The organism is Lentzea sp. NPDC051213 (assembly GCF_044455585.1).
Taxonomy (GTDB): Bacteria; Actinomycetota; Actinomycetes; order Mycobacteriales; family Pseudonocardiaceae; genus Lentzea.
Window position 1 is genome coordinate 1,129,528 of the sequence record NZ_JBITEX010000002.1, and the last position, 25,485, is coordinate 1,155,012.

The following is a 25,485-nucleotide window of genomic DNA, read 5'->3' on the forward strand; positions in this document are numbered from 1 at the left end:
CGTTTTCTAGGGGACATAAGCGCTCCTTGCAGGGTTGGGCGCCCGTTTATGTGTTTTTAGTCGTAGAGACGGATATCGGCGATGCTCCACCAGCTGGTCGCGCTGCCGGTGGACGTGATGCGCAGGAACCGGGCCTTGGTGCGGCGGAGGTCGATGTTCGTCAGCTGGCCGGTGCCGGCTCCACTGGCGACGGTGCGCCACCGCGTGCCGTCGTCGCTGACCGAGAGCTCCCAGTTCCTGGCGTAGTCCCCCAGATTGCCGCCGCTGTCGACGGCGACCCGGCGGAACTCCGTGCGCCGGCCCAGATCGACCTGCACGTGCTGGCCGGGAGCCTGCGCCGCGCCACTGGACCAGCGCGTCGAGGCGTCGTCGTCCACGGCGAGCGCCGCGTCCGGTGTCGCGGTGGCACCGGTGAGCGGCACGAAGTCGAGCTTGCCGCGCAGCTTCGCACTGGCCGGCCAGGTGAACGTGGCCAGCGCGCCGCCGGGCAGCGTGTACTCGAAGGTGCGCTCGCCGACGTTGACCGCGAACGTGCGCGGATCGTCGTTCTCGTTGTGCACCACCAGCGCGGTGGAGCCGTCCGGGTTGCGGAACGCGGCGTCCATGATCTGGCCGTTCCACCCGGTGGTGCCGAAGGACGTGCTGGCGATGCGGCGGGCACCCGGTTTCACGAACTTCGACAGGTGGCCGATCGTGTAGTACTCGGCGTCGGTGCGCACCGAGCCGTCCGGCTGGACGGTGACGAGGCCGGTGCACGTGCCGCAGCCGCCGTTGTGCGGGCCGCCGGTGCTGTCGAGCGCGATGTTCCAGTTCACCGCGCTGCGCGCCCAGTTGCGGGTGGTACCGAGCACGACGTTGCGGGCGTGCCAGCGCAACGTGTCGCTGAAGGCCTTGGCGGGCGGATCGGTGGCGCCCTTGGAACCCGAGCACTCGGTGAACCAGATGCCCTTGTCCGGGAAGGCGTTGTGCAACGCGGTCTGGGCGCTCGGGTTGCCGAAGTAGCAGTGGTAGGCGGTACCCGCGATCCACTTCGCGGCGTCGCTGCGCAGGATCTGGTACGGGTAGTCGTTCTCGGGGCTCTGGCCGGGCGGCGGCACGTCGTTGGGGTGCGTGGCCCAGTTGTGGTCGTAGCCCAGGATCTTCGTGCGCGGGCTGGCGGCCCGCAGCTTCGGTCCGAGCCGCTCGATGACCTTCAGCTGGTCCGCGACGGGCATGTCCATGCCGGGGTAGGCGTCCGGCTTGCGGTTCTGCGGCTCGTTCTGCACGGACAGGAAGTCGATCGGCACACCCGCGGCCGTGTACGCCTGGACGAACTTCACCAGGTAGCGCGCGTAGGCGTCGAAGACGGCCGGGTCGTCCTTGAGCCGCCCGCCGACGAGCGAGTCGTTCGTCTTCATCCACGCCGGCGGGCTCCACGGCGTGGCCATGACCTTCAGGCGGGGGTTGAGTTTCTTGGCCTCGCGCAGCAACGGCAGGATCTTCGCCTCGTCGTGCCGGATGGTGAAGTGCTGGAGCGCGAAGTCGGTCTGGCCCGCCGGGACGTCGTCGTAGGTGTAGTGCTCGGCCGCGGCGGTGAAGTCGGACGAACCGACCGGCTGGCGCAGGAAGCTCACCCCGATGCCGCGCACCGGGTCGAACAGCTTGCGCATGGTCTCCGCGCGCACAGCGGGCGCAAGGCCCGCCAGTACGGCGGCCGACGAGTCCGTGATGGACGCGCCGAACCCGTCGACGGTCTGGTACCTGCGATCCGGGTCGACGACGATCGTCGGGTGCGTCGAGGCGGTCGTGCCGAACGTGACGCGCGGGCGCTCGAGGAGCAGTTCGGCGCGGTCGGGCGTGGTCACCCACACCCGCGCCTGCACATCCCGTCCACCGGAGGCCTCCGCCACCGGCACGGCGGTGAGGCCGAGGGTCAGAGCCACGATCGCAGTTCGTCTCATCGCCGTCCTTCGGGATGTAACGCGGTTCATCACTGTGAAACACAATCTTTTCAGGATGAAACACCCCGGTGTTTCGAGCGTCAATGCTTTGGGCTAGTTCCGGTACATTGACCTGGTGCAACGCAAGATCGAGCAGGTGAAACAGCGCGCCAGCCTCCGGGACATCGCCGCGGAGACCGGTGTCTCGATCGCGACCGTCTCCCGCGTCCTGAACGATCACGTCAACGTGGCGCAGAGGACCCGTGACCTGGTGCTGCAGGCGGTCGAACGCCGCAGTCAGGAGAGGCCGACGCGGACCAGGACGGTGTACGTCCGCTGCCCGTACGTGCTCAGCGACTACTTCGGCCTGATCGTCTCGTCGATCGCGGAGGCGCTGAAGCTGCACGGCCTGCGCCTGCTGCTGGACGCGGGGGAGTCCGGCCAGCACAGCGACGCGCTGCGCGGCCTGCCCGGCCAGCAGGACGTGGACGCGGCGATCCTGATCCTGCCGCCGGAGGAGGGCGACGAACTGGTCGCGCTGACGCGGGCCGGTTTCCCGTTCGTCGTGGTCGATCCCCGCACGCCCCCGCCACCGGACATCGCCGCCGTCTCGGCCGCGCACTCGTCGGGGGCACGGGCGGTCGCGGACCACCTGATCTCACTCGGCCACCGCGACATCGGCGTGATCGCGGGACCGGAGGAGTGGCTGGCGGGCGACGCGCGGCTGGCCGGCCATCGCACCGCGCTCGCGCAGGCCGGCGTCCTCCTGACTCCGGACCGCGTGCGGCACGTCGAGCCCACGACCGCGGCGGGCAAGCGCGCGGCGGCCGAGCTGCTCGACCTCGTCCCGCGGCCGACCGCGATCGTGTGCTTCAACGACAAGGTGGCCGTGGGGACGATGCAGGCTGCGCGGGACCGTGGTCTGCGGGTGCCGGACGACCTGTCCGTGGCCGGGTTCGACGACATCGAGCTCAGCGAGGCGACCGATCCGCCGCTGACGACGGTGCGGCAACCGTTGCAGGAGATGGGGCGGATCGCTGTTGCCCAGCTCATGCGGGTACTGGACGGTCACGAGCCCGAGGCGTTGCACATCGAGCTCGCGACCACCCTGGTGATCCGCGGCTCTACGGCCTAAAGCTCCTCGACGTACTTCGCGCGGAACCGTTCGTAGTCGGTCTTGCGGTCACGGTCCTCCTGCGTCCTGAGATGGCGGGACGGGCCGGGAGGTGGTGGCAGCGGGTCGACGAGCTCGAACGGCGCCCACTCGGCGTGCCTGCGCTGACGACGATCGATCGACGCCAGCTCGGCGATCAGTTCCGGCTTGGACAGCTGAGAGCGCAGGAACCTGGTGCGGAACGGGCGGACCATCGCGTCGAGGGCGGCGACGGTCAGCGATTCCGGGTTCTCCGGGATCCGGAGGTGTTTCTCGGTCTCGTACTCCAGCGCGGCGAGCGTGGCGGCGCGGACGGCCGCGATCAGCTTGTCCGCGAACTCCCCGGGCTCCGCGTGGAACGCCTGTTCTGCGGCGTCCATGTCCAGCGTTGCGACGGTCTCGACAGCGAGTTCGGCCTCGTTGCGAGCCCACTCGTTGCGGCTCCATGAGCGGTCGGTCGGCATGATGATCATTCTTCCGCACAACCGGGGCGCGGGATGGCGATTTCAGCGACGTGACCGGTGCCGAGGCGCACGACCGCCCCGGCACCGATCGACTCACGTCACGGCCGCAGCGTCACCGACTGCCCCTTCCGGAGCTTGACCTTCTTCGACCAGCGCCCGGCCCGCACCTCGGTCTCGGTACCACCAACGCTGCGCACGACCGCGCGAGTGACCTTGCCGTCCCGCCACTCCAGGTCGACGCTGAACCCGCCACGCGCACCGATCCCGGTGACCGAGCCGGTCTTCCACGCCGACGGCAGCGCCGGCAGCAGGTCGATCACGCCCGGCCGCGAGTACAGCAGCATCTCCAGCATCGCCGTCGGCGCACCGAGGTTCGCGTCGATCTGGAAGATCGACCGGTCGCCGAAGCTGTACATGTCGAAGAAGTTCGGCGCCGTGCCGTTCGAGTAGCTGATCGACGGCCGGATCACCTTGAGCACGAGCTCGTAGGCCTTCTCCGCGTCACGCAGGCGCGCCCAGCACGCCGCCCGCCAGGCGAGACCCCAGCCGTAGCTCTCCATGCCGCGGGTGATCAGCAGCTTCCGCACGCCGTCGAGCAACGCCGCCGGTGACTTGTCGTGCGCGATGCGGTCGCCGGGGAAGAACCCGACGAGCGGCGACAGGTGCCGGTGCGTGGTCTCGCCGAGGTCGTCCGGCGACATCCACTCCTGCAGCATGCCGGTCTTCGGGCTGACCACCGGCAGGTAGAGCCGGTCGCGCAACGCCGACACGCGACGGCCGTAGGACTGGTCGCGGCGCAGCACGTCGGTCGCGATCCGGTACTTGCCGAACAGGTCGTGCACGATCTCCTGCGCGTAGGACATACCGCGCGCGTCCTGCGGGCCGTGCTCGGGTGACCAGTCGTGGTCGTCGACCAGGCCCTGCGGCGTCTCGACGAGCCGTGCCTCCCAGAACTCGCAGGCGCCCTTGAGCAACGGGTAGATCTTGGCCAGGTAGTCGCGGTCGAGCGTGTACTCGTAGTGCTCGAACAGCGACTGGCACAGCCACGCGTTGCCCGCCGGGTGCCACCACCAGCCGTTGCCGCCGTAGATGTTGGTGGAGAAGGCGACCGTCCACCCGGCGACCCGGTTGTTGGTGTTGCGGAACCTGTTGCGCGAGTCCTGGAAGAACGCCTGCGTCTGGTTCGACCACGCGGGCAGCTGCGCGAGGCAGTAGTCCGAGAACGCCTCGAAGCTGTCGGACAGCGCGGCCCGGCCGGCGAGCCAGTAGTTCATCTGGACGTTGATGTCCGTGTGGTAGTCGCTGTACCAGTCGGGGTTGTTGTTCGACAGCCACAGGCCCTGCAGGTTCAGCGGCAGGTTGTCGCGCGAGCCGGTGATCGTGAGGTACCGGCCGAACTGGAGGTAGCTCGCCTCCAGCTCGGGGTCGGGAACCGTGCTCGAAGCCCTTGCCTGCAAACGGGTCCACGTGTCCATCGCGCGCTGGGCGTCGGTGGATCGGCCGAGGTCGACGCGCTGGCGGTCGTAGCGCTTGCGGTAGTCGGCGACGTGGGTGTGCAGCAGGGCGTCGGCCCTCGCGCGCACCGCCGCCTTGCCCAGGGCGATGGCGGCGGGTTCCACCAGCGGGTCGAGGAAGCCGGCGGCGGCGTCCGGCACGTAGTTCGTGCCGCCGGAGAAGACGATCACCAGGTCCGAGCACCCGGTGAAGGTGAGCTGGGAGCCGGAGACCGCGACCGTCCCATCAGGACTGAACGCGGTCACGACACCGCTATAGGCGAGCTTGTTCGCGAACGAGCCGGTGAAGACCGCGGCGGTGTGCGGTGCGTCGCCGACCGCCGGTTCGCCGTGCGCACCGGCCAGGTTGATCGTGCCGGTCTGGTTCGGGCCCTTGAGGCGCACGATCACCACGTCGTCCGGGTGGCTCGCGAAGATCTCGCGCCGGTACTGCTTGCCGCCGTGCGTGTACGTCGTGGTGACGATGCCGTTGCTCAGGTCGAGCGCGCGGCGGTAACCGGTGGCACCCGCGTGGCCCGGCACGTCGACGTACAGCTTGGCCAGCAACGAGAACGTGCCGAAGTGCGTGGGGTCGTACGAGAACTGGCCGTCACCGTCGAGCGCGTCGTTCAGCTCGCCGGTCCACAGCGTGACATCGGTCAGGTACAGGAAGTCCTTCTCCACGCCGCCGCCGACGAGCGCGCCGAGGCGCCCGTTGCCGATCGGCAGGCCCTGCTCGATGATCTTCGCCTCGTCGGCGGGAGCGGGGTACCAGAGGGTCGTCGGAGAAGTGTTGAGCGGGTTTCCGTACGGCCGCTCGGGAGCGGCGTGTGCGGTGAACGCAGGCAGGACGAGTGCGCCCAGCCCCAGCGCCCCGGAAGCCTTCAGGAAGGCGCGACGGGAAGACATCGTTGTGCTCCTCAGCGGGTCAGGAAGCGGACAGGGTGGACAGGTGCACGGCGTTGTCCGGGCCGCGTACCGCGACCCAGGCCGTACCGCCGGTTCCCGCCGCCGCGCCGACCGCGCCGGTCAGTGCGTTGCTGCTGAACTGGTCGCGCTTGAACCACCAGGTGCCCGCGCCGTTGACGAGGTCCTGCTGCCACAACGTGTAGTCACTGCCGCGGACGAAGACGCTGACCTTGTCACCGTTGGCGAGCGCGGTCGGGCTGCCGCTGATCACGCCGCCCAGCGAGGTCCACGCGGACCAGCCGTTCGCGGTGCGCCGCCGGTACCAGGCGGAGTCGTCCTGCAGGCGGACCGTGACGAACGTGCCGGAGGCGACGGTCGCCGCCGAGGGCCTGCCGTAGATCTGCTGGTTGCCTGGCGAGCCGACCGAGGTCCAGCCGCTCGTCCTGTCCCGCGTCCAGACGCGACCGTCGGCGCCGCGGCCGAACAGGTTCCAGCTGTCCGGTCCGGTGAACGCCACCGACACGGAGTCGGTCAGCGTGCCGCCGAGCGAGGTCCAGCCGCCCCACCGGTTGTTGGCGTAGGTCCTTTGGTAGGCAACGTTGTCGGTGCCGCGGACGAAGAGGTCGATCCGGCCACCGGCGCTCGCGAACGCGGAGGGCTGGCCGAGGATCTGGCCGTTCTTCGGGCCGCCGAGCGTGACCCAGCCGCGCCATTCGCCGCCGACCTGCGACCGCTGCTGCAACCGGCCGCTCTTGTCCCGCGCGAAGACGGCGGAGTTCTGGTCGTCCCACCGCACGAGCGCCGGGCTGGCCGAGGTGTCGCCGCCCAGGTCGGTGCCGGGCACGGCGGACTCGCCGCGCAGCTTCAGGAACGCGGTGCCGTGCGCGGGCACGGTGACGGTGTGGGAACCGGTGGCGGTGCCCCGGTCGGCACGGGCGCGCAGGTCGCGGATCGCGACGGTGCCCTTGAGGCCGGCGTCGGCGAAGTTCACCGTGAACTCGGCGGGCGCGTCGTTGCGGTTGAGCACCGCGACCGCGCGCTCACCCTTGCCGGACAACACCTTGCTGTAGACGTCGACGTTGTTGCCGCCCGCGACGCGGACGCCCTGGATCGCCAGCGGGTCCTGGTCGACCGCGATGATCTCCGGGTTCTTCAGCGTCTCGATCATCGACGGCGGCAGCGTGCGCGGGTCCGAGCCGATGATCAGCGGCGAGGCCATGACGGACCACATGACGAGCTGGGAGGTCGACTCCTCCTCGTTCAGCTCGTACGTGCCCTGCTCGGTCTTGCGCATCGGGATCAGGTAGTCCGGGTCGTTGTAGTGACCGGGTCCCTGCGCGGCGGGCCGGTAGAGGTTGCGGTCCATGTTCCGCAGCACGTCCCGCCAGATGCCCTCGTACGGCGTGCCGAACGCGACGTCGGTCGACGTGCGCCACGAGTCACCCACGCGCGGTCCGTAGGTGTAGGCGACGTAGGCGGTCTGGTCCCACCGGTGCGGGACGTTCCACTCGTCGGTGACCGGGTTGCAGAGGTTGAGGATCATCTTGCGGCCGGCCTTCTGCACCGCCGCCGAGAACTGGGTGAAGGCGACCGCCGGGTCCATGTTCTGCGCGATCCCGCACAGGAAGTCGATCTTGATGGCGTCGAACTTCCACCCGGCGAACTGCTTCGCGTCCGCCTCGTAGTAGCCGCCACCGCTACCGGCGGCGCAGTTCTTGCCGTCCGACGCGCCCGCGTCGGTGTAGATGCCCGCGCGCAACCCCTTGCCGTGCAACGTGTCCACCAGCTTGGTGAACCCGGACGGGAACCGCGCCGGATCGGGCAACAGCGAACCCCTGCCGTCACGCGGCGGGCTCGCGTTCCACCCGCCGTCGATCCAGACGATGTCGTAGCCGGCCTTCGCCAGTCCGCTGCTGACGAGGTGGTCGGCGACCCCGAGCACCTTCTCCTCCGACGCCGCCCCCACGGCGAAATAGGAGTTCCACCCCATGTACGGAGTACGTGCGATGCCTGAGTCGTAGTAGGTGGGCGCGCCCTGGTCGACGCCCGCGTGCTCGGTCAGCACGGAAGGTGCTGCGGCGGCAGGGGGTGCCAGCAGCAGGAGGGCGATGGCCGCGGTGAGCAAGGTTCTCGGCATACCCGGTACCTCTCGTCATTGAGGGGCCCTCAGCATGCGTGGGCCGCTCAACCTCGTCAAGAATAAATACTAAATTAAGTATTCACCGGGGCGCCCATCCCGTTGTGATGCACACCATGCCTGATGGCATCGCCGGCCGTGACCGCAGGGTGCCTATAAGCCATCCGACCACTGGGGTTAGTCACCGCGGAGGAACCGGGCGCATCGATTTCGTCGTTCAGGACGAAGTGCGGGCCCGCCACCGTGTCTAGCGTTGGCTGACATGAGGGTGGAGCTGTTCGAGAGCCGGCTGCTGCTGGCAGACATCGGGCGACTGGTGCGGTGCGAGTCGCCGTCACACGACCTGGCTGCGGTCGCGCGCAGCGCCGACGTCACCGCGGCCGTGGGCAGCGCGCTGCTGGGCGCGCCCCCGGAGAAGATCGTGCTCGACGGCCGCACCCACCTGCGCTGGCGGCTGGGCACCGGGCCGCGCCGCGTGCTGCTGCTCGGGCACCACGACACGGTGTGGCCGATCGGGACACTGGACCGGCTGCCGTTCGAGGTGCGAGAGGGCGTGCTGCGCGGGCCCGGCTGCTTCGACATGAAGGCCGGTGTCGCGATGATCTTCCACGCCGTGGCCGCGCTGCCCGGCCTGGACGGCGTCACCGTGCTCATCACCGGTGACGAGGAGCTGGGTTCGCCGTCGTCGCGGGGTCTGATCGAGGCCGAGGCAGGGGAGCACCCCGCCGCGCTGGTGACGGAGGCGTCGGCGGACGGTGGCGCGCTCAAGACCGAGCGCAAGGGCGTGTCGCGGTACGAGGTGACGCTGCTGGGGCGCGCGGCTCATGCCGGGCTCGAACCGGAACGCGGCGTGAGTGCGACGGTGGAGGCCGCCCACCAGGTGCTGGCCGTGTCCGGGCTGGCGGACCACTCCCTGGGCACGACCGTGACGCCGACGTTGCTGTCCGCGGGTGTCACGGCGAACACCGTTGCCGCGCAAGGAGAGTTCGCTGTCGACGTGCGGTGCCGCGATGTCGGCGAGCAGCGGCGCGTCGACCAGGCCATCCGCTCGCTCGAACCGGTGCTCGCGGGGGCGCGGGTGGAGGTGACCGGCGGGCCCAACCGGCCGCCGCTGGAGCACACGGCGTCCGCGGATCTGTTCGTGCTGGCCGCGAAACTTGCGGCGGGCCTCGGGATCGGCCCGTTGGAGAAGGCCGCGGTCGGTGGTGCGTCCGACGGCAACTTCAGCGCTGGGGTCGGGACTCCCACGCTCGACGGGCTCGGTGCGGTCGGCGGCGGGGCACACGCCGAGCACGAGCACGTGCTGGTGGCGGAGTTGGCGCCGCGCACCGCGCTTCTGGCCGCGCTCATCGGGGAGCTGGTGACGAGATGACCGCCGTGCGGCAGTTGACCGAACTCGCCGATCTCGTTGCGGTGGAAGAACTGTACGAGCAGACGTGGAAGGTCTCGCCGGTCTCGGCCAAGCTGCTGCGGGCGCTGACGATGGCCGGTGGTTACGTCGCGGGCGCCTTCGACGACGCAGGCCTGATCGGCGCGTCTGTCGGGTTCTGCTCGCCACCGTCGGCACGTGAGCTGCACAGCCACGTCACCGCGGTGGCGGCGGGCGTGCGCGGGCGCAACGTCGGTTACGCGCTCAAGCTCGACCAGCGCGCGTGGGCCCTGCAACACGGGATCACCGAGATCTCCTGGACGTTCGACCCGCTGGTGCGGCGCAACGCCTACTTCAACCTGGTCAAGCTCGGCGCCGAGGTCGCCGGGTACCTGCCGGACTGCTACGGCCCGATGGACGACGCCATCAACCGCGGCGACGAGAGCGACCGGCTGCTGGTGCGCTGGCGGCTCGACAGCGCGCCCGTGCCGCAGCGTGGCAGCACTGTCCGTGTCGCGGTGCCGGAGGACATCGAGGCGTTGCGCGCCAACGATCCCGCTCGTGCCCGCCGATGGCGGCTGGACGTGCGGGAGGAGCTCGGCGGGCTGCTGGCAGGCGGCGCGCGGGTGACCGGATTCGATCGAGCAGGGTGGTACATCGTGGAAAGGAACGACGCGTGAAGCTCTCCGGAGTCGAGGTCCGGCGCATCGAGATGCCGCTGGTGGCACCGTTCCGCACCTCGTTCGGCACACAGACCGTGCGGACGTTGTTGCTGCTGCGTGCCGTCACCGACGAGGCCGAGGGCTGGGGCGAGTGCGTCGCGATGCCGGACCCGGTCTACTCGTCGGAGTACGTGGACGGCTGCGCGGACGTGCTGCGCCGGTTCCTCGTGCCCGCGCTGGCGGGGGAGTTCTCCGGTGCCACCGCGGTCGCGCCTTCGCTCAGGAAGTTCCGCGGGCACCGGATGGCCAAGGCAGCGCTGGAGACCGCGGTGCTCGACGCCGAACTGCGGGCGCGTGGCGTGCCGTTGTCGCGCGAGCTCGGCGCCACCCGCGACCGGGTGCCGTGCGGGGTGTCCGTCGGCATCATGGACTCGATCCCCGAACTGCTGGACGCCGTCGACGGCTACCTCGCCGAGGGCTACGTCCGGATCAAGCTGAAGATCGAGCCGGGCTGGGACGTCGAGCCCGTGCGCGCGGTGCGCGAACGCTTCGGCGACGATGTGCTGCTCCAGGTCGACGCGAACACCGCCTACACACTCGGCGACGCCCGGCACCTGGCCAAGCTCGACCCGTTCGACCTGCTGCTGATCGAACAGCCGCTGGACGAGGAGGAGCTGCTCGCGCACGCCGAGCTGGCGAAGGTGGTGCGCACGCCGATCTGCCTGGACGAGTCGATCACCTCCGCGCAGGCCGCCGCCGACGCCATCAGGCTCGGCGCCTGCCAGGTGATCAACATCAAGCCGGGACGGGTCGGCGGCTACCTCGAGTCGCGGCGCATCCACGACGTCTGCGCGGCGCACGGCATCGCGGTGTGGTGTGGCGGGATGCTGGAGACCGGCATCGGCCGGGCGGTGAACGTGGCTCTCGCCGCGTTGCCGGGGTGCACGCTGCCGGGTGACACCTCGGCGTCCGGCCGCTACTACCGCACCGACATCACCACGCCGTTCGTGCTCGACGACGGGCACCTGACCGTGCCCACCGGACCGGGGATCGGGATCGCGCCTGACCAGGACGCGCTGGACGAGGTCACGGTGAAGACGGAATGGATTCCACTGTAGACCGTGGCATGGTGGTGGGATGAGCACGCTGGCCAGGGTGCTGGACGAACTCGGCACCACCCTGATCGACCTCCTCGCCGGCGACCCCGGCCGGGCGGACGACGTCGGCGGCGTGGTGATCGACGACCCGCTCGACGACCAGGTGCTCCCGGGGCAGGCGCTGGTGCTCGGCATCGGGCTGCGGGAACCGGCCGAGATCAGCGCCCGGCTCGCCGAGCTGGGCACGCACGACGCCGCCGCGTTGATGGTGCGTGCTCCGCTCGCGGTGACCGACGAGATCATCGCGGCGGCTGAGCACTCGGGGGTGGCGCTGCTCGGCCTGGCGCCGGGCGCGTCCTGGACGCAGCTCGCCGCGTTGCTGCGCTCGCTGCTGGCCGAGGACGACGTCGGTCCTGGTGAAACCCTTGGCGGACTGCCGTCAGGAGATCTGTTCGCGCTGGCCAACGCCGTGGCGGCGTTGATCGGCGCGCCGGTGACGATCGAGGACCGCAGCTCGCGGGTGCTGGCGTTCTCCGGACGGCAGGAGGACACCGATCCCTCGCGCGTCGAGACGATCCTCGGCAGGCAGGTGCCCAGGAAGTACTCGCAAAGCCTGGAACAGCGCGGTGTCTTCCGGCGGCTCTACCGCAGCGGCGGGCCGGTGTACATCGACAGCATGCCGGGCGACGAGACGGTGTTGCCGCGCATGGCGATCGCGGTCCGCGCCGGTGACGAGATCCTGGGCTCCATCTGGGCCGTGGTCCGCGAACCGCTGCCGGACGACCGCGCCAGGGCGTTCTGCGACGCGGCGAACCTGGTGGCGCTGCACCTGATGCGGCAACGGGCGGGCGCGGACGTCGAGCGCAGGCTGCGGGCCGACCTCGTCAGCACCGCGGTAGAAGGTGGCGCGGGCGCGGCCGAAGCACTGCGCAGGCTCGGGCTGGCCGATCAGGCCGCGGTGGTGCTCGCGCTGGCGCTGGAGGACTCCCACGGCGACGACCCGGCCCGGCACGCCGAGCACCTCGCGCAACGCCAGCAGATCGCCGACGCACTCGCGATGCACCTCAGCGCCGTGCACCCCCGCGCGGCCGCGGCGCTGGTCGGCGATGTCGCGTACGCGATCCTGCCGGTGTCCCAGGACGACGCGGCCGCCCGCACGGCGACCGACTTCCGCAACCGCATCGGTGATCGGCCCGCGGTGCTCATCGGCGTCGGCCCGGTCGCGGACGGCCTCGGACTGGCGAAGTCGAAGGCCGGTGCCGATCTCGTGCTGCGGGTGCTGCGGGCCGGCCGGGGGCGAGGCCCGGTGGCTCGCCTGTCCGACGTGCACAGCGAAGGGCTGTTGCTCGAACTGTCCGACCGGATCGCCGAACGCGGGGACGGGCTCTCCGGTCCGCTGGCACGCCTGGTCGCGTACGACCGCAAGCACAACGCCTGCCTGGTGCAGACGCTCGGCGCGTGGCTGGACGCCTTCGGCGACGTCGCCGCCGCGTCCGCCGCGGTCTTCGTGCACCCGAGCACCTTCCGCTACCGGTTGCGCCGCCTGTCCGAGGTGGGCGAGATCGACCTCACCGATCCGGACGTGCGCTTCGCGCTGATGCTCCAGCTGAGGTTGTGGCACCCCGGCGGCTGACCGTGTATCGGCGATGTATCCGCCGTGGATGACCCCTCCCCAAGCTGCTCGTGCAGAGCAGACATGGAAAAGGGGATCTTCATGCGGTTCACCAAAGTGACGGCCGCGGTCGTCGGCCTGCTGGGCGCGGCACTGATCGGCACCGCCGCACCGGCCGGTGCGACGAGCCAGGAAGTGTTCAGCACCAACGTCGAGATCGCGCAGCCGTGGCTCGAGGACACGGCCACCGCGCCGGCGTTCGACGGTGAGATCGGCATCCAGCAGACGGCGGCCGGCGCCATCAAGTGGATGTCGGACCGCCGGGGCAGCACGGCGTACGAGGGCTACTGCGAGCGGGCCGTCCGCCTCGCGTGGGCCCGCAGCACGCACCACGCCTCGGCCATCGACCACTGGCGTTCCTCCGACGGCGCCCGGCACACGACGGGGCAGCCGCCCAGGGGCGCGTTCGTCTTCTGGAACACCAGCCAGTGGGGCCACGTCGGCATCGCGGACGGCAACGGCGGCTTCTGGTCGACCAGTGTCGGCGGCAAGATCGGCCACGGCACGTCGACCGGCTACTTCCGCAACTACCTCGGCTGGAAGCCCGGCAACAGCAACTGATTCAGGGCGGCCAGGGCACCCGCCGCGCGCGCCAACGTGCGCAGCGCGGCGGGTTCGCCTTCGCGGTTGCCCGTCCGGCGGTAGGTCTCCAGCGCTTGTTCGGCCAGATCGTGCGCCGCCTGCGGGTGGCCGTTGGAGATCAGCGCCTCGGCCAGCTCGACCTGGGCGAACGCGGTGCACCGTTCGTCGGTCAGCTCCAGCAGGATCGTCACGGCCCGGCGCGCGCTGACCAGTTCGGCCTCGTGCTCGCCCGCGGTGCGGTGCAGGGCGGACAGCCGGACCAGGACGAGCGCCTCCCGGTGCGCGTCACCGAGATCGGCGGCCAGCTGCCGGGCGCCGGTGAGCCAGGTGCGGGCCTCCTCCAGGTCACCGAGAGCACCGTGCACAGCCCCGATCGACGCCCGCACGTGGGCGACGGAGTGCAGGTCTCCCGCGGATTCCAGCAGTCGCAACGCCTCGGTGTAGCAGGTCATCGAGCGTTCGTACTCGGCTCGCAGCCGGTACACCACTCCGACGCCGGCGACCGCGATGCCCTGACCGCGCTCGTCGCCGATCGAGCGGTAGAGGTCTTGCGCGGCAAGCAGTTCCTGTTCGGCATCGGCGAACTCGTCGCGGTAGATGTGCACCTGGGCGACACCGCGCAACAGTGCCGCCTCACCCGCCTTGTTGCCGGCCGCACGAACGCATTGCAACGCCCGCAGGTGCGTCCGTGCCCAGTCCTCGTAGTGGCTGTGCAGGTCGAAGAACGGCACGCAGGCCGCCGCGAGCTGCCACGCCACCTCGTCGAGACCGGCGGCCGCGGCGAGATCGACCGCACCGCACAACGTCCGCCGCTCCGCCTCGAACCACGCGACCGGTTCGGCGAGCAGGTGTTCCGGGGCGCGGACCCGGTCCACGTCGGCGATCGTGGTGCCGAACGTGACCGGTAATCGGCGCGCTGCCGTGACCGCGAGCCACAGCCACGCCCGCAGCGTCCGTTCCAGTGCGGCCGCCCGGTCCGGCGGTGCGTCGCTCAACGCGTGGCAGCGCAACAGGTCGTGCAGCCGGTAGCGCGGCTGGCCGATGCCGTCGGCGCCGCAGGACTCGAGCAGGTTGGCGTCGACCAGCCCGTCCACCAGGTGATCGCTCCCCGGCTCGTCGAGCAACGTCTCGACCACCCAGCCCGGGAAGTCGTGCGGGCCGAGCAACGCCAGCCGCACGAACGCCCGCGACTCGGGCTCCGGCAGTTGCCGCACGCTGAGGTCGAAGCTCGCCCGCACCGCCAGCTCACCGGAACACAGCTCACGCAGCCGCGTCGACTCGTCGACCAGCCGTTCCCGCAGCACCTGCAACGACCACCCGCCGCGCCCGGCCAGCCGCGCGCCGGCGACCCTGATCGCCAGCGGAAGGTGCCCGCAGGCCAGCGCGATCGCCGCCGCCTCGCCGGGCTGGGCGCTGACCCTGTCCTCGCCCGCGATGCCCGCGAGCAGGGCGGCGGCCTCGTCCGGGTGGAACGGCGGCACCTCGACCTGGCACGCCCCCGGCAGCTCCGACAGCCTGCGCCTGCTCGTGACCAGCACCGCGCAGCCGGCCTCGGCCGGCAGCAACGGCACGACCTGGCTCACCGAGGCGGCGTCGTCGAGCAGCACCAGCACCCGTCGCCCGGCGAGCCGGGAGCGGTAGAGCGCCGCGCGTGCGGTGACGCCGGAGGGCAGCCCGGCACCGGTGACTCCCAAGGCGTGCAACAGTTCTGTGAGCACTTCCCCCGGTTCACGCGGGTGTTCGGCGGTGCCGCCGAGATCGACGTACAGCTGCCCGTCCGGGAAGTGGTCGCCGACCTGGTGGGCCACCCTGATCGCGAGCGTCGACTTGCCGACGCCCGGCGGTCCGGTGATGCCCGCCACCGGTGCGGACACCGAGCCGCGCATCAGTGCGGCGGCGAGGGTCGCGGTTTCCGTTGTGCGGCCGCAGAAATCGGACACCGCCGGCGGGAGCTGCCTGATCGGCTCGGCGCGGGCCGCGGTCACGGGTGCCGGTTCGTCCCGCAGCACCGCGAGATGAGCATCCCTCAGCACCGGCCCCGGTTCGAGCCCGAGCTCACCGTCGAGGCGTTCGCGCATGTCCGCGTAGACCTGCAGGGCCTCGGCCCGCCGGTTGTCCCGGTGCAACGCGACCATCAGCCGGCCGCACACGCTCTCGCGGTACGGGTGCTCGGCCAGCAACGCCCGCATCTCCGGGATGGCGGCGCTGTCACCCTGTTCCACCTGCAGGGCGAGCCGCTGCTCGGTCGCCGCGAGCCGTGCCTCGTCCAGCCGGGCGATCGCGGGGGCCCAGGCGTCGTGGTCCGGCAGGTCCGCCAGCGGCCGGCCGCGCCACAGCGACTCGGCCCGCCGCAACGCGTCCAGCGCGGTCTCCGGCCGGCTTCGTGCTTCGGCCACCAGGGCCTGGAACAGCAGCGCGTCGAGTTCGTGCGCCTCCAACGTCAGCACGTACCCGGTGCCGTGCGTGCGCAGGTGCGCGTCGAGCAGCTGCCGAAGTTGCCAGACGTAAGTGCGGACGTTCGCGATCACCGACCGCGGCCGCGACACCGGCCACAGCGCCTCTACCAGCTGGTCCAGTGAGACGCCGGTGTTCGCGTGCAACGCCAGGTGGGCGAGCAGGGCCCGCTGCTTCACCCCGCCGAGGGGTTCCTGATGATCGTCCCGCCAGACCTCGAGCGGGCCCAGCAACCGCACGCTCAACCCGCTGATGGCTCCTCCGATCCTCGGGGCCTTCGCGCGGTTTCTGCTGACAGGAACCGGCGCAGGCGGCAGGATAGTGGTGGCGCCGCGGCTGTGGTGCTAATTTGCGAGAAAATGTGGCAGTTCGTCAATTATGAACTAAAGTCACGTCTGATCATCCACAGTGGACGGTCAGCGGTTCGAGGTGGGGAACCGGCCGTCGCGGCTGCCGAGCGCGACCAGGTCGGTGTACTGGTCCTGCCACGACCGCTCGGTGGCGAGCAGGTCTGCCAGGCGCTGCACCCACGTCTCGTTCACGGTGCCGACGGCCCTCGCCGCGAGGTGGCGCGCGGTCTCCTCACGGGCCTTGAGCCATTCGGCGAGCGTGGGTTCGAGCGAGGGGCCACCTTGTTCATCCGGCATGGACCGACAGTACGCGCTCTGCCTGCGCGCATGTCCGTGCCCGGTAGGCTACTGTGGGCCGAGTTGGGGTTCCAGCCTGCGGCATTCGGCCGATGCGGTCCCCGATCCCGTCCGGTCCGGTGGTTTCCGGCCGGAGACAGGAGCGCCGGCTTGCAGCCGGATCGCCAGCCTTCGTCATCCAGCTCGCCCAGCGGGCCGAGGCGTGCGGCCGTGGACTTCGCTGAAGCCCGGCTCTCCGCGCAGAAGGCGGAGCTCGTCCACCAGCGTCAGGCCGCCAGGAGAGTGGCGGAACACTCCCACGACGTGGGTGACTGCCGTGAACTGCTGTCCATGCTCGGTCTGGTGAACCTGCCACCGGCATCAGGGCACCGTCCCGCCGTCGCGCGTGACGATCTACCCGCCCTGACTTTCCCGGAGGCGCTCGACGTGTTCCGGTCTGCAGAAGGAGCACGCGGATGACTCGTGGAACTGTCAAATGGTTCAACGGCAGCAAGGGTTTCGGCTTCATCGCTCCTGAGGGCGGCGGACCGGACCTCTTCGTGCACCACACCGAGGTCCAGGGATACGACTTCCAGGGCATCCCGGACAACCAGCCCGTGGAGTTCGAGATCGGGCAGGGCCAGAAGGGACCGCAGGCGTTGGCCGTGCGCGTTCTCTGACCAGCTTTGAACGAACGGGGCGGACCGGTCATCACGACCGTCCGCCCCGTTCTTCGCGTTCAGGCCGAGTCGCGGATGATCAGCTCGGTGGGCAGTATCAACGACGTCGGCTGTTCCCCGGCCAGCAGCCGGACCAGCATCCTCGTCATCTCCCGGCCCAGCGCCTCGATCGGCTGCCGGACCGTGGTCAGCGCGGGGTGCATGTGCTTGGCCGTGACGATGTCGTTGAACCCGACCAGGGCGACATCCTCCGGCACCCGCTTGCCGTGTTCCTGCAGCACGGTCAGCGCCCCGGCGGCCATGGCGTCCGACGCGACGAACACCGCGTCGAGATCGGGATGATCGTCGAGCAGCAGCTTCATGCCCGCGGCCCCGGAGGCCTCGCTGAAGTCGCCGTGCGCCACCCGTGCGTCACTCAGCCCGGCGAGCACGACGGCCTCGCGGAAGCCGAGGAAGCGTGCCGTGCCGGCGTGCGTCTCGAGCTCGCCCGTGATGGTGGCGATGTTCCTGCGACCGGACGCGATGAGGTGCTCGACCGCCGTGCGCGCGCCGCCGCGGTTGTCCGCGTCGACGTACCACTGCGGGGTCCGGTCGAGCGACCGTCCGCCGTGCACGGCGGGCAGGCCGCTCTCCTCCGTCATCTTCGACAGCGGGTCGTTCTCCTTGAGCGCCAGCAACAGCACGCCGTCCGCGCTGCGGGACTGCAGGATGCGGGAGAGCCGGGCCCTGCCCCGTTCCGACGCGGCGAGCACCAGCATCAGCTGGAGATCGGTCTCCTCGATGATCGCGTTGACCCCGGTGATCACCTCGGCGAAGAACTGGTTCGCGAACAGCGCCGGGTCGTCACTGGAGATCGCGAGCACGATGGCACCGCGGCGCTGGGTGGCCAGCGAGCGGGCCGCGGTGTTCGGGACGTAGCCCAGCTCCTCGATGGCGTGCTGGACGGCGCGCCGCGACTTGTCGCTCACGTGGCGGGCGTTGTTGATGACGCGCGACACCGTGCCGGTGGAGACGCCGGCCAGCTGCGCCACCTCTTCGAGGGTGGGCGGTCGCGTGTTCATGGCCGGAGCCTACCAATCCTGTAAGCGCTCACAGGCCACCACGCCGGATCACGTCGCCGTACCACCGCGCACTGTCCTTCAGGGTGCGGCGCTGGGTCTCGTAATCGACGTGCACGATGCCGAACCGCTGGGCGTAGCCGAAGGACCACTCGAAGTTGTCCAGCAGCGACCACGCGAAGTAGCCCTGCAACGGCACTCCGCGCGACACCGCCTCCGCGCACGCCCGCAGGTGCCCGTCGAGGTACGCGACGCGCGCCGTGTCGTGCACCTCGTCGTCGAACGCGGCGCCGTTCTCGGTGATGTAGAAGGGAATCGAGGGGTAGTCGCGCTCCAGCCGCAGCAACAGGTCGAGCAGGCCGCGCGCGTCGATCTCCCAGCCGATGGACGTCCGCTGCCTGCCGCCGTCGTGCTGGACGACGTGCTCGGAGCCCACGTAGGCGGACGGGCTCGGCGTCGTGCCGTGGCCGACCAGCATGGGGGAGTAGTAGTTCACGCCCAGGAAGTCGATCGGCGCGGCGATGGTCTTGAGGTCGCCTTCCTGCACGTGGTCGAGGCCGGTGACCGGCTCGAGGTCCGCGACGACGTCCTCCGGGTAGGCGGCGAGCAGCAGCGGGTCGAGGAAGATCCGGTTCTGCATCCCGTCGATCCGCCGTGCCGCGTCGAGATCGGCGTCCGAGTGGGAGACGGGGGTGACGTGCGTGAGGTTCAGCGTGATGCCCGCCCGTGCTTCCGGCATCGCCTTGACCGCGAGGCCGTGGCCCAGCAGCAGGTGGTGCGCGGCGCGGATCGCCGCGGCGGGCTCGCGGCGGCCGGGTGCGTGCCTGCCGGTGGCGTAGCCGAGGAACGCCGAGCACCACGGTTCGTTCAACGTCGTCCAGTGGGTCACCCGGTCGGCGAGAGCCTCGTGCACGATCGCCGCGTACTCGGCGAAGCGCAGCGCGGTGTCGCGTTCCGGCCAGCCGCCCGCGTCCTCCAGTGGCTGGGGGAGATCCCAGTGGTACAGCGTCGGCCACGGCTGGATTCCCTGCTCCAGCAACGTGTCCACGAGCCGCCGGTAGAAGTCGAGGCCGCGCTGCTCGACCGCGCCGGAGCCGAGTGGCTGCACGCGCGGCCACGCTATGGAGAACCGGTACGCGCCGAGTCCCAGCTCTCGCATGATCTCGACGTCGTCGGGATAGCGGTGGTAGTGGTCGGCGGCCACCTCGCCGGTGTCACCGTTGTCCACCTTGCCCGGTGTGGCGCAGAAGGTGTCCCAAATGGACGGTAGACGTCCGTCCTCGGCGACCGCGCCCTCGATCTGGTAGCTCGAGGTGGCTGCCCCCCAGAGGAAGCCGGGTGCGAACGTGGTCATGCCTTGACCGCCCCTTCCATGATGCCGCCGATGATCTGGCGACCGAACGCGATGAAGACGAGCAGGAGTGGCACCGTGGCGACCAGCGCTCCGGTGAACATCAGCGTGTAGTCGGTGTAGTAGGTGGTGGAGAGCTGGCTCAGCGAGAACTGGACGGTCGGGTTGTCCGCCTCGAGAACGGCCAGCGGCCACAGGAAGTCGTTCCACGTCCCCATGAACGTGAACAGGCCGAGCACCGCGGCACCGGGACGCAGTGCCGGGAGCACCACGGTCCAGAAGATGCGGAACGTGCTGCAGCCGTCGACCCTGGCGGCCTCGATTAGCTCGTCGGGCACGGCGCGCTCTGCGTACTGCCGCATGAGGAACACGCCGAACGCGGACACCAGCGATGGCACGATGATCGCTTCCATCCTGTTCTGCCAGCCCAGTTCCACCATGATCATGTACAGCGGGATGATGCCCATCTGCACCGGGATCATCATGGTCGCGAGGATCACCAGCAGCAGGCCGTTGCGGCCGCGGAACTTCAGCTTGGCGAAGGCGAAACCGGCGAGCGAGGAGAAGAACACCACGGCCACGGTGACCACGACCGACGACAGCGCGGAGTTCCACAGGCCCAGCAGGAAGTTCGCCTGCTCGGCGTCGAACAGCCGGCCGAGGTTGTCCCACAGGTTCGGGCCGGGCACGAGCGGCGGCGGCCAGTCACCGACGACGTCGTTGGACCGGGTGGCGACGACGAAGAGCCAGTACAGCGGGAACGCCGAGAGCGCGATGCCCGCGAGAAGCGTGCCGTAGAGAAGCGGCTGGGTCCTGCGCACGGCTACCTCCCCTTTCGCGTGACGAGGAAGTTGATCACCGCGAGGACCGTGATCAGCAGGAAGATCATCCAGGCGACCGCGGAGCCGTACCCGTAGTCGAAGTCCTGGAACGCCTTCTCGAACATGTACATCGACACGGTCTGGAACTGCCGCAGGCTGCCGCCGGCGATCGCGAAGCTGCCCTGACCGAAGATCAGCGGTTCGGTGAAGAGCTGCATGCCCGCGATCGTCGAGACGATCACCGTGAAGATGATGGCCGGCCTGATCATCGGGACGGTGATGCTCCAGAACTGCCGGATCTTCGAGGCTCCGTCCACGGTCGCGGCCTCGTAGAGGTCCCGCGGGATCGACTGCATCGCGGCCAGGTAGATGACGGCGTTGTAGCCGGTCCACCGCCAGTTGACCATGGCGGAGATCGCCGTCCACGACGACCACTTGTCGGCGCGCCAGTCGATCGGGTCGATGCTGAACAGGCCGAGCAGGCCGTTCACCATGCCCGCGTCGCGGTCGAAGATCTGGCTGAACACGATGCCCACCGCGGCCACCGAGGTCACGATCGGCAGGAGCACACCCATCCGCAGGAACGTGAGCCCGCGCAGCTTCTGGTTGAGCAGGCTGGCGAGAATCAGCGCGAACAGCAGCTGTGGCACCGTCGAGAGCACGAGCATGCCGAGGGTGTTGCCGACCGCGTTCCAGAAGTCCGGGTCACCGAACAACGTCACGTAGTTGTCCAGCCCGACGAACCCGCCCGCGCCGGTGATCTCCCAGTCGTGCAACGACACCCAGGCCGTGAAGACGAGCGGGAACAGGCCGAAGATCCCGAAGATCACGAAGAACGGCGCGACGAACAGGTACGGCGACCAGGACGCGTCTTTCCGGGCGAACCAGGACGGCGGTTTCGCCGGGGGAGGTGTGCCGCCGTCGCCGGCGGTCCTCTTGCTCGTGGCCGGTTCCGGCCGCAGTTCAGTCAGCAACGTGTGTCCTCAGTGGATCGGCGTGATTGGCGCCCGCGCCGCTGATGTCTGCAAGTACCACCAACCCATGATCGAACCGCCGCCAACTACACCCAACTCACTCTCCGCGCCGAGGCCGTGCCTGGGCTGGGGGCGGTTGGTGGTAGAAAACTGCCTGTTGATGTTGTGTTGGTGGTACTTGCAGACGCCATAGCGGGGTGGGGTTGGCAGCCGGAGCGGTTCGGGGGCACGCTCCGGCTGCCAAGTCGCTACTTGACCAGACGCTTGGCGTCGTCGACGGCCTTGGCCCAGGCCTCGTCCGGCTGGAGCTTGCCCTGCTCCACGGCCAGCAGCGCGTTGCCGACGCGGTCGCTGATCGGCAGGTTGTCCGGGCCGAGGTAGACGGGCTTGAGCGCCTTCACGCTCTCGCCGAAGATCTTGCCGACCGGCGCGTTGCCGAAGTACGCGTTGGTGAAGCTCTGGACGGCCGGGTCGTCGATGGCCTGCGGCGACGACGGGAAGTTGTTCTTCGACTTGAACGCCGCGGTCTGGCCCTTGGCGCTGGTCAGGAACTTCGCCAGCTCCACAGCTTCCTTCTGGTGCGTGCTCTGCGTGGGGACCGCGAGGAACGACCCGCCACGCACGGCGCCGTCACCGGGCACGCGGGCGACGTCCCACTTGCCGGCGTTCTCCGGGCCGGACTGCTTCTCGATCGTGCCGAGCATCCACGACGGACAGGGGATCGTGGCGAACGTGCCGTTCTTGAACCCGGCGTTCCACTGCGGGCTCCACTGCGCGATGTTCGCCGAGAGGCCGGCCTTGACCATCTCGATGGTCTGGTCCCAGGCCTTCTTCACGCCGGGGTTGCTGTCGATGACGAGCTTGTTGGACGTGTCGTAGTACGTGTGATCGCCTTGCTGCATCAGGATGTTCTGGTACAGGCCACCGGAGGCGTCGTAGAAGGCGGCACCGGTGTTGGACTCCTTGAACCTCTTGCCGGTCGCGATGTAGGCGTCCCAGGTCGGCCACAGCTTGCCGACCTCCTCGCGGTCGGTGGGCAGGGCGGCCTTGGCGAACAGGTCGGTGCGGTAGCACATGCCCTGCGCGCCCACGTCCGTGCCGAGGCCGATGACCTTGCTGCCGTCCGCGGTGGACGCCTGCTTCCACTTCCACTCGAGGAAGTTCGGCTTCAGCTCGGCGGCACCGTGGTCGAGCAGGTTCACGAACTGGTCGGGCTTGGCCATGAACTGCGAGAGGATGCCTTCCTCGAGGGCCACGACGTCGCCCGCGCCCTTGCCGGTGGCGAGCCACTGCTGCAGCTTCGGCAGGTAGTCGCCGAGCTTGCCGGTGTTCTCCTCCTTGATGGTGATCCCGGGATGGCTCGCCTCGTACTCCTTGAACAGCTCCTCGTAGCCGAACTGGCTGAAGGTCTTGACGATGAGCGTGGTCTCGCCCGACGACGCGGAATCGGCGGAGCCGCCGCCGCACGCGGTGGTCGCCACCAGTGCGCTGAGCAAAGTTGTGGCGAGCAGTGCCCGCCTCGGTCGAGCAGTCATCAAGAACCTCCAGTTGGCGGATGGTCCGCAAGCGGTAACAACTGATTTCGGGGCGCTTTACGGGCCGCTGTACACCGTTCACCTGCTGCGACGCTGCGGCGAGTGCCGGTGTGGGGCGCTCAGGATCGGGGGAGACTGTGAGCGCTTACAGGACTGTAACCACGTCGCCATTCAGATGTGAAGAGGTAACCCAGGTCACGGTTCGGTGACGTGTGGTCGTTGACACATCCGGCCGCGTGGGTGAGCATTCGCCTTGACGCTGCGGTCGAGCCGGGAGACCTTCGACCCCGAGAGGGTTCCGGTATGTCCGTGAAAACCAGGCTGGTGGCAGCCGGCCTTCCGCTCGTGCTCATCGCCGCCGTCGTGACTCCCGCGACGGCAGCCGAGAGCTACGAGCGCGTGCTCAACGGCACCTTCGACGGTGTGAAGACACCATGGTGGAGCAGCGGTAACACTCCATCCAGAGTGGATTCCGGTCGGTTGTGCGCCGACATCCCCGCCGGCACCGTCAACCCCTGGCAGTCGATGATCGGCCAGAACGACGTGCCGCTGGAGGCGGGGCAGCCCTACACGCTGCGCTTCACCGCCACCGCGACGAAGAACGTCACCGTGCGGGCGACCGTGCAGCTCGCGACCCCGCCGGGCACCAGCACGATGAACAAGGCGGCCGCGCTCACCAGCACTCCCAAGACGTTCGAGTTCGTCGGTACGTCCACAGTGGCCACCCGCAACGGCCAGGTCTCGATCCAGGCTGGCGGCGCGACCGAGGCCTACACGCTGTGCCTCGACGACGTCTCGCTGACCGGTGGCGCGATCCCGCCGGGCGGTGGCTGGGACTACGGCTCACCGGTGCGGGCCAACCAGCACGCCTACCCGGTGTCCGGCGCGAAGCGCGCCTCGGTCGTCGACAGCTCCACGACCCCGCTGCCCTGGCAGTTGCGTGACGCGGCGGGCGCGGTGGTTGCGAGCGGAAACACGCAGGTCAAGGGCGATGACGCGATGACGCGCGACCACGTGCACATCGCCGACTTCTCGTCCTATCGCCAGGTTGGAAGCGGTTACACCGTGGCCGTCGGCGATCAGGTCAGCTACCCGTTCGACATCGCCACCAAGCCCTACGACAAGCTGCGGCGGGACGCGCTGGCGTACTTCTACCACAACCGAAGCGGCACCCCGATCGACGCGAAATACGTCGGTGACGCCTACGCGCGACCGGCCGGGCACGTCGGCGTGGCCCCCAACAAGGGCGACACCGCGGTGCCCTGCCTGCCCGGCGAGTGCGACTACACGCTCGACGTGAGCGGCGGCTGGTACGACGCCGGTGACCACGGCAAGTACGTGGTGAACGGCGCGCTGGCGGCGTGGCAGCTGATGGACGTGTACGAGCGCTCCCTGTACCGGCTCGACATCGAGGGCCTGCGCGACGGCCTGCTGGCGATCCCGGAACAGGGCAACCACGTGCCGGACGTGCTGGACGAGGCGCGCTGGGAGGTCGAGTTCCTGCTGAAGATGCAGGTGCCGGCCGGCAAGCCGCTCGCGGGCATGGCTCACCACAAGATCCACGACCTGGCCTGGACGGCGCACCCGACGCTGCCGCACAACGACGCCCAGCCCCGCTACCTGCACGCCCCGTCGACCGCGGCGACGCTGAACCTGGCCGCCGCGGGTGCGCAGTGCGCCCGGATCTGGAAGCTGTGGGACCACGCGTTCGCGCAGCGCTGCCTCACCGCGGCCGAGACCGCGTGGCAGGCCGCACTGGCCAACCCCGCCAAGTTCGCCCCGCGTGAGGACAGCGTCGGCGGCGGCCCCTACGACGACACCGACGTCACCGACGAGTTCTCCTGGGCCGGCGCCGAGCTGTACGCGGCCACCGGCAAGCGCCAGTACCTCGACAAGGTCACCACGAAGCTCACCTCGGCCGGGTTCTCCTGGAAGGACACCGGTGCGCTGGCGGACCTGACCATCGTCCGGCTGCCGTTCCGCTTCCCGATCGACCGCGTGCTCGCGGCCCGCTCCCGCGTGCTCCAGGTCGCCGACGGACACGTGCACGACCTGAAGTCGCAGGGCTACCCCAACCCGTCCAAGCCCGCCGACGGCCTCTACGCGTGGGGCTCGACCAGTGCCACCACGAACGCCGCGGTGATCATGGGGATGGCGTACGACCTCAGCTACAAGCGCGAGTACAGCGACGCCGTGCTCGAGTCGATGGACTACCTGCTGGGCCGCAACGGCCTGAACCAGTCGTTCGTCAGCGGCTACGGCGAGCGCGCGAGCAAGAACCAGCACCACCGGCACTGGGCGCACCAGGTGGACGCCAAGCTGCCCAACCCGCCGGCCGGGTCGCTCGCGGGCGGCCCCAACTCGGGTCTGCAGGACCCGGTCGCCCAGCAGAACCTCCGCGGCTGCGCTCCGGCGAAGTGCTACATCGACGAGCTCGGGTCGTGGTCCACGAACGAGGTCGCCATCAACTGGAACTCGTCCCTCGCTTGGGTCGCGGCGTTCGCCGACACCCGCTGAAAAACTCCCGTC

Annotated in this window: 20 protein-coding genes; 9 read left to right on the plus strand and 11 right to left on the minus strand. The window is 69.7% G+C overall.

What is annotated here, in order from left to right; genetic code table 11:
* Positions 1-56 precede the first annotated feature (56 nt).
* Complete coding sequence (locus ACIA8G_RS11955) at positions 57-1,940, minus strand: discoidin domain-containing protein (RefSeq protein ID WP_396418377.1); 1,884 nt, start codon at positions 1,938-1,940, stop codon at positions 57-59.
* 115 nt (positions 1,941-2,055) lie between these two features.
* Between ACIA8G_RS11955 and ACIA8G_RS11960 the strand changes: the two genes are divergently transcribed.
* Positions 2,056-3,054, plus strand: a complete 999-nt coding sequence (locus tag ACIA8G_RS11960; protein WP_396418378.1) for a LacI family DNA-binding transcriptional regulator — start codon at positions 2,056-2,058, stop codon at positions 3,052-3,054.
* Here the strand turns inward: ACIA8G_RS11960 and ACIA8G_RS11965 are convergent.
* The 3 genes from ACIA8G_RS11965 to ACIA8G_RS11975 all read right to left on the minus strand — a co-directional run bounded on the left by ACIA8G_RS11965 (position 3,051) and on the right by ACIA8G_RS11975 (position 8,075).
* Positions 3,051-3,536 carry a hypothetical protein gene (locus tag ACIA8G_RS11965; RefSeq protein WP_396418379.1) on the minus strand — a complete coding sequence of 162 codons (486 nt, stop codon included), beginning with the start codon at positions 3,534-3,536 and terminating at the stop codon, positions 3,051-3,053. The two genes, ACIA8G_RS11960 and ACIA8G_RS11965, sit on opposite strands and share 4 nt — an antisense overlap.
* Positions 3,537-3,634: 98 nt before the next feature.
* Entirely contained in the window at positions 3,635-5,938 is a 2,304-nt protein-coding gene (locus ACIA8G_RS11970; RefSeq protein WP_396418380.1) for a glycosyl hydrolase family 95 catalytic domain-containing protein, read from the minus strand.
* Positions 5,939-5,957: 19 nt separating this feature from the next.
* Entirely contained in the window at positions 5,958-8,075 is a 2,118-nt protein-coding gene (locus ACIA8G_RS11975; RefSeq protein ID WP_396418381.1) for a hypothetical protein, read from the minus strand.
* A gap of 262 nt (positions 8,076-8,337) precedes the next feature.
* On the opposite strand from ACIA8G_RS11975, the gene ACIA8G_RS11980 reads away from it, so the two are divergent.
* The 5 genes from ACIA8G_RS11980 (at position 8,338) to ACIA8G_RS12000 (ending at position 13,436) form a co-directional block, all read left to right on the plus strand.
* Positions 8,338-9,447, plus strand: a complete 1,110-nt coding sequence (locus ACIA8G_RS11980; RefSeq protein WP_396418382.1) for a M20 family metallopeptidase — start codon at positions 8,338-8,340, stop codon at positions 9,445-9,447.
* Positions 9,444-10,124 carry a GNAT family N-acetyltransferase gene (locus tag ACIA8G_RS11985; protein ID WP_396418383.1) on the plus strand — a complete coding sequence of 227 codons (681 nt, stop codon included), beginning with the start codon at positions 9,444-9,446 and terminating at the stop codon, positions 10,122-10,124. The genes ACIA8G_RS11980 and ACIA8G_RS11985 overlap by 4 nt, the downstream gene beginning before the upstream one ends.
* On the plus strand, positions 10,121-11,224 hold the full coding sequence (menC, locus tag ACIA8G_RS11990) for an o-succinylbenzoate synthase (RefSeq protein WP_396418384.1): 1,104 nt from the start codon (positions 10,121-10,123) through the stop codon (positions 11,222-11,224). Before ACIA8G_RS11985 ends, menC begins: the two co-directional genes overlap by 4 nt.
* A 19-nt stretch (positions 11,225-11,243) precedes the next feature.
* Positions 11,244-12,836: a PucR family transcriptional regulator gene (locus ACIA8G_RS11995; RefSeq protein WP_396418385.1), complete on the plus strand. Its 1,593-nt coding sequence runs from the start codon at positions 11,244-11,246 to the stop codon at positions 12,834-12,836.
* Between the two features lie 81 nt (positions 12,837-12,917).
* Positions 12,918-13,436 carry a hypothetical protein gene (locus ACIA8G_RS12000; RefSeq protein WP_396418386.1) on the plus strand — a complete coding sequence of 173 codons (519 nt, stop codon included), beginning with the start codon at positions 12,918-12,920 and terminating at the stop codon, positions 13,434-13,436.
* On the opposite strand, the gene ACIA8G_RS12005 is transcribed toward ACIA8G_RS12000, so the two are convergent.
* Entirely contained in the window at positions 13,403-16,150 is a 2,748-nt protein-coding gene (locus ACIA8G_RS12005) for a BTAD domain-containing putative transcriptional regulator (protein ID WP_396418696.1), read from the minus strand. The two genes, ACIA8G_RS12000 and ACIA8G_RS12005, sit on opposite strands and share 34 nt — an antisense overlap.
* A 177-nt stretch (positions 16,151-16,327) precedes the next feature.
* Positions 16,328-16,558: a hypothetical protein gene (locus tag ACIA8G_RS12010; protein ID WP_396418387.1), complete on the minus strand. Its 231-nt coding sequence runs from the start codon at positions 16,556-16,558 to the stop codon at positions 16,328-16,330.
* A 210-nt stretch (positions 16,559-16,768) separates the two neighbouring features.
* On the opposite strand from ACIA8G_RS12010, the gene ACIA8G_RS12015 reads away from it, so the two are divergent.
* Positions 16,769-17,017 (plus strand): hypothetical protein, encoded by a 249-nt coding sequence (locus ACIA8G_RS12015; protein ID WP_396418388.1) that lies wholly within the window; start codon positions 16,769-16,771, stop codon positions 17,015-17,017.
* Positions 17,014-17,217 carry a cold-shock protein gene (locus tag ACIA8G_RS12020; RefSeq protein ID WP_396418389.1) on the plus strand — a complete coding sequence of 68 codons (204 nt, stop codon included), beginning with the start codon at positions 17,014-17,016 and terminating at the stop codon, positions 17,215-17,217. The genes ACIA8G_RS12015 and ACIA8G_RS12020 overlap by 4 nt, the downstream gene beginning before the upstream one ends.
* Positions 17,218-17,276: 59 nt before the next feature.
* On the opposite strand, the gene ACIA8G_RS12025 is transcribed toward ACIA8G_RS12020, so the two are convergent.
* From ACIA8G_RS12025 to ACIA8G_RS12045, 5 genes are all read right to left on the minus strand, one after another.
* Entirely contained in the window at positions 17,277-18,278 is a 1,002-nt protein-coding gene (locus ACIA8G_RS12025; RefSeq protein ID WP_396418390.1) for a LacI family DNA-binding transcriptional regulator, read from the minus strand.
* 28 nt (positions 18,279-18,306) lie between these two features.
* Positions 18,307-19,629, minus strand: coding sequence for a GH1 family beta-glucosidase (locus ACIA8G_RS12030; protein WP_396418391.1), 1,323 nt, complete (start codon positions 19,627-19,629; stop codon positions 18,307-18,309).
* Positions 19,626-20,447: a carbohydrate ABC transporter permease gene (locus ACIA8G_RS12035; protein WP_396418392.1), complete on the minus strand. Its 822-nt coding sequence runs from the start codon at positions 20,445-20,447 to the stop codon at positions 19,626-19,628. Before ACIA8G_RS12035 ends, ACIA8G_RS12030 begins: the two co-directional genes overlap by 4 nt.
* 2 nt (positions 20,448-20,449) lie before the next feature.
* Positions 20,450-21,421 carry a carbohydrate ABC transporter permease gene (locus tag ACIA8G_RS12040; protein WP_396418393.1) on the minus strand — a complete coding sequence of 324 codons (972 nt, stop codon included), beginning with the start codon at positions 21,419-21,421 and terminating at the stop codon, positions 20,450-20,452.
* Between the two features lie 248 nt (positions 21,422-21,669).
* Positions 21,670-22,956, minus strand: coding sequence for an ABC transporter substrate-binding protein (locus tag ACIA8G_RS12045; protein ID WP_396418394.1), 1,287 nt, complete (start codon positions 22,954-22,956; stop codon positions 21,670-21,672).
* 303 nt (positions 22,957-23,259) lie between these two features.
* Here ACIA8G_RS12045 and ACIA8G_RS12050 point away from each other — a divergent pair, with 303 nt between their 5' ends.
* Entirely contained in the window at positions 23,260-25,473 is a 2,214-nt protein-coding gene (locus tag ACIA8G_RS12050) for a glycoside hydrolase family 9 protein (RefSeq protein ID WP_396418396.1), read from the plus strand.
* The last annotated feature ends 12 nt before the right edge of the window (positions 25,474-25,485 follow it).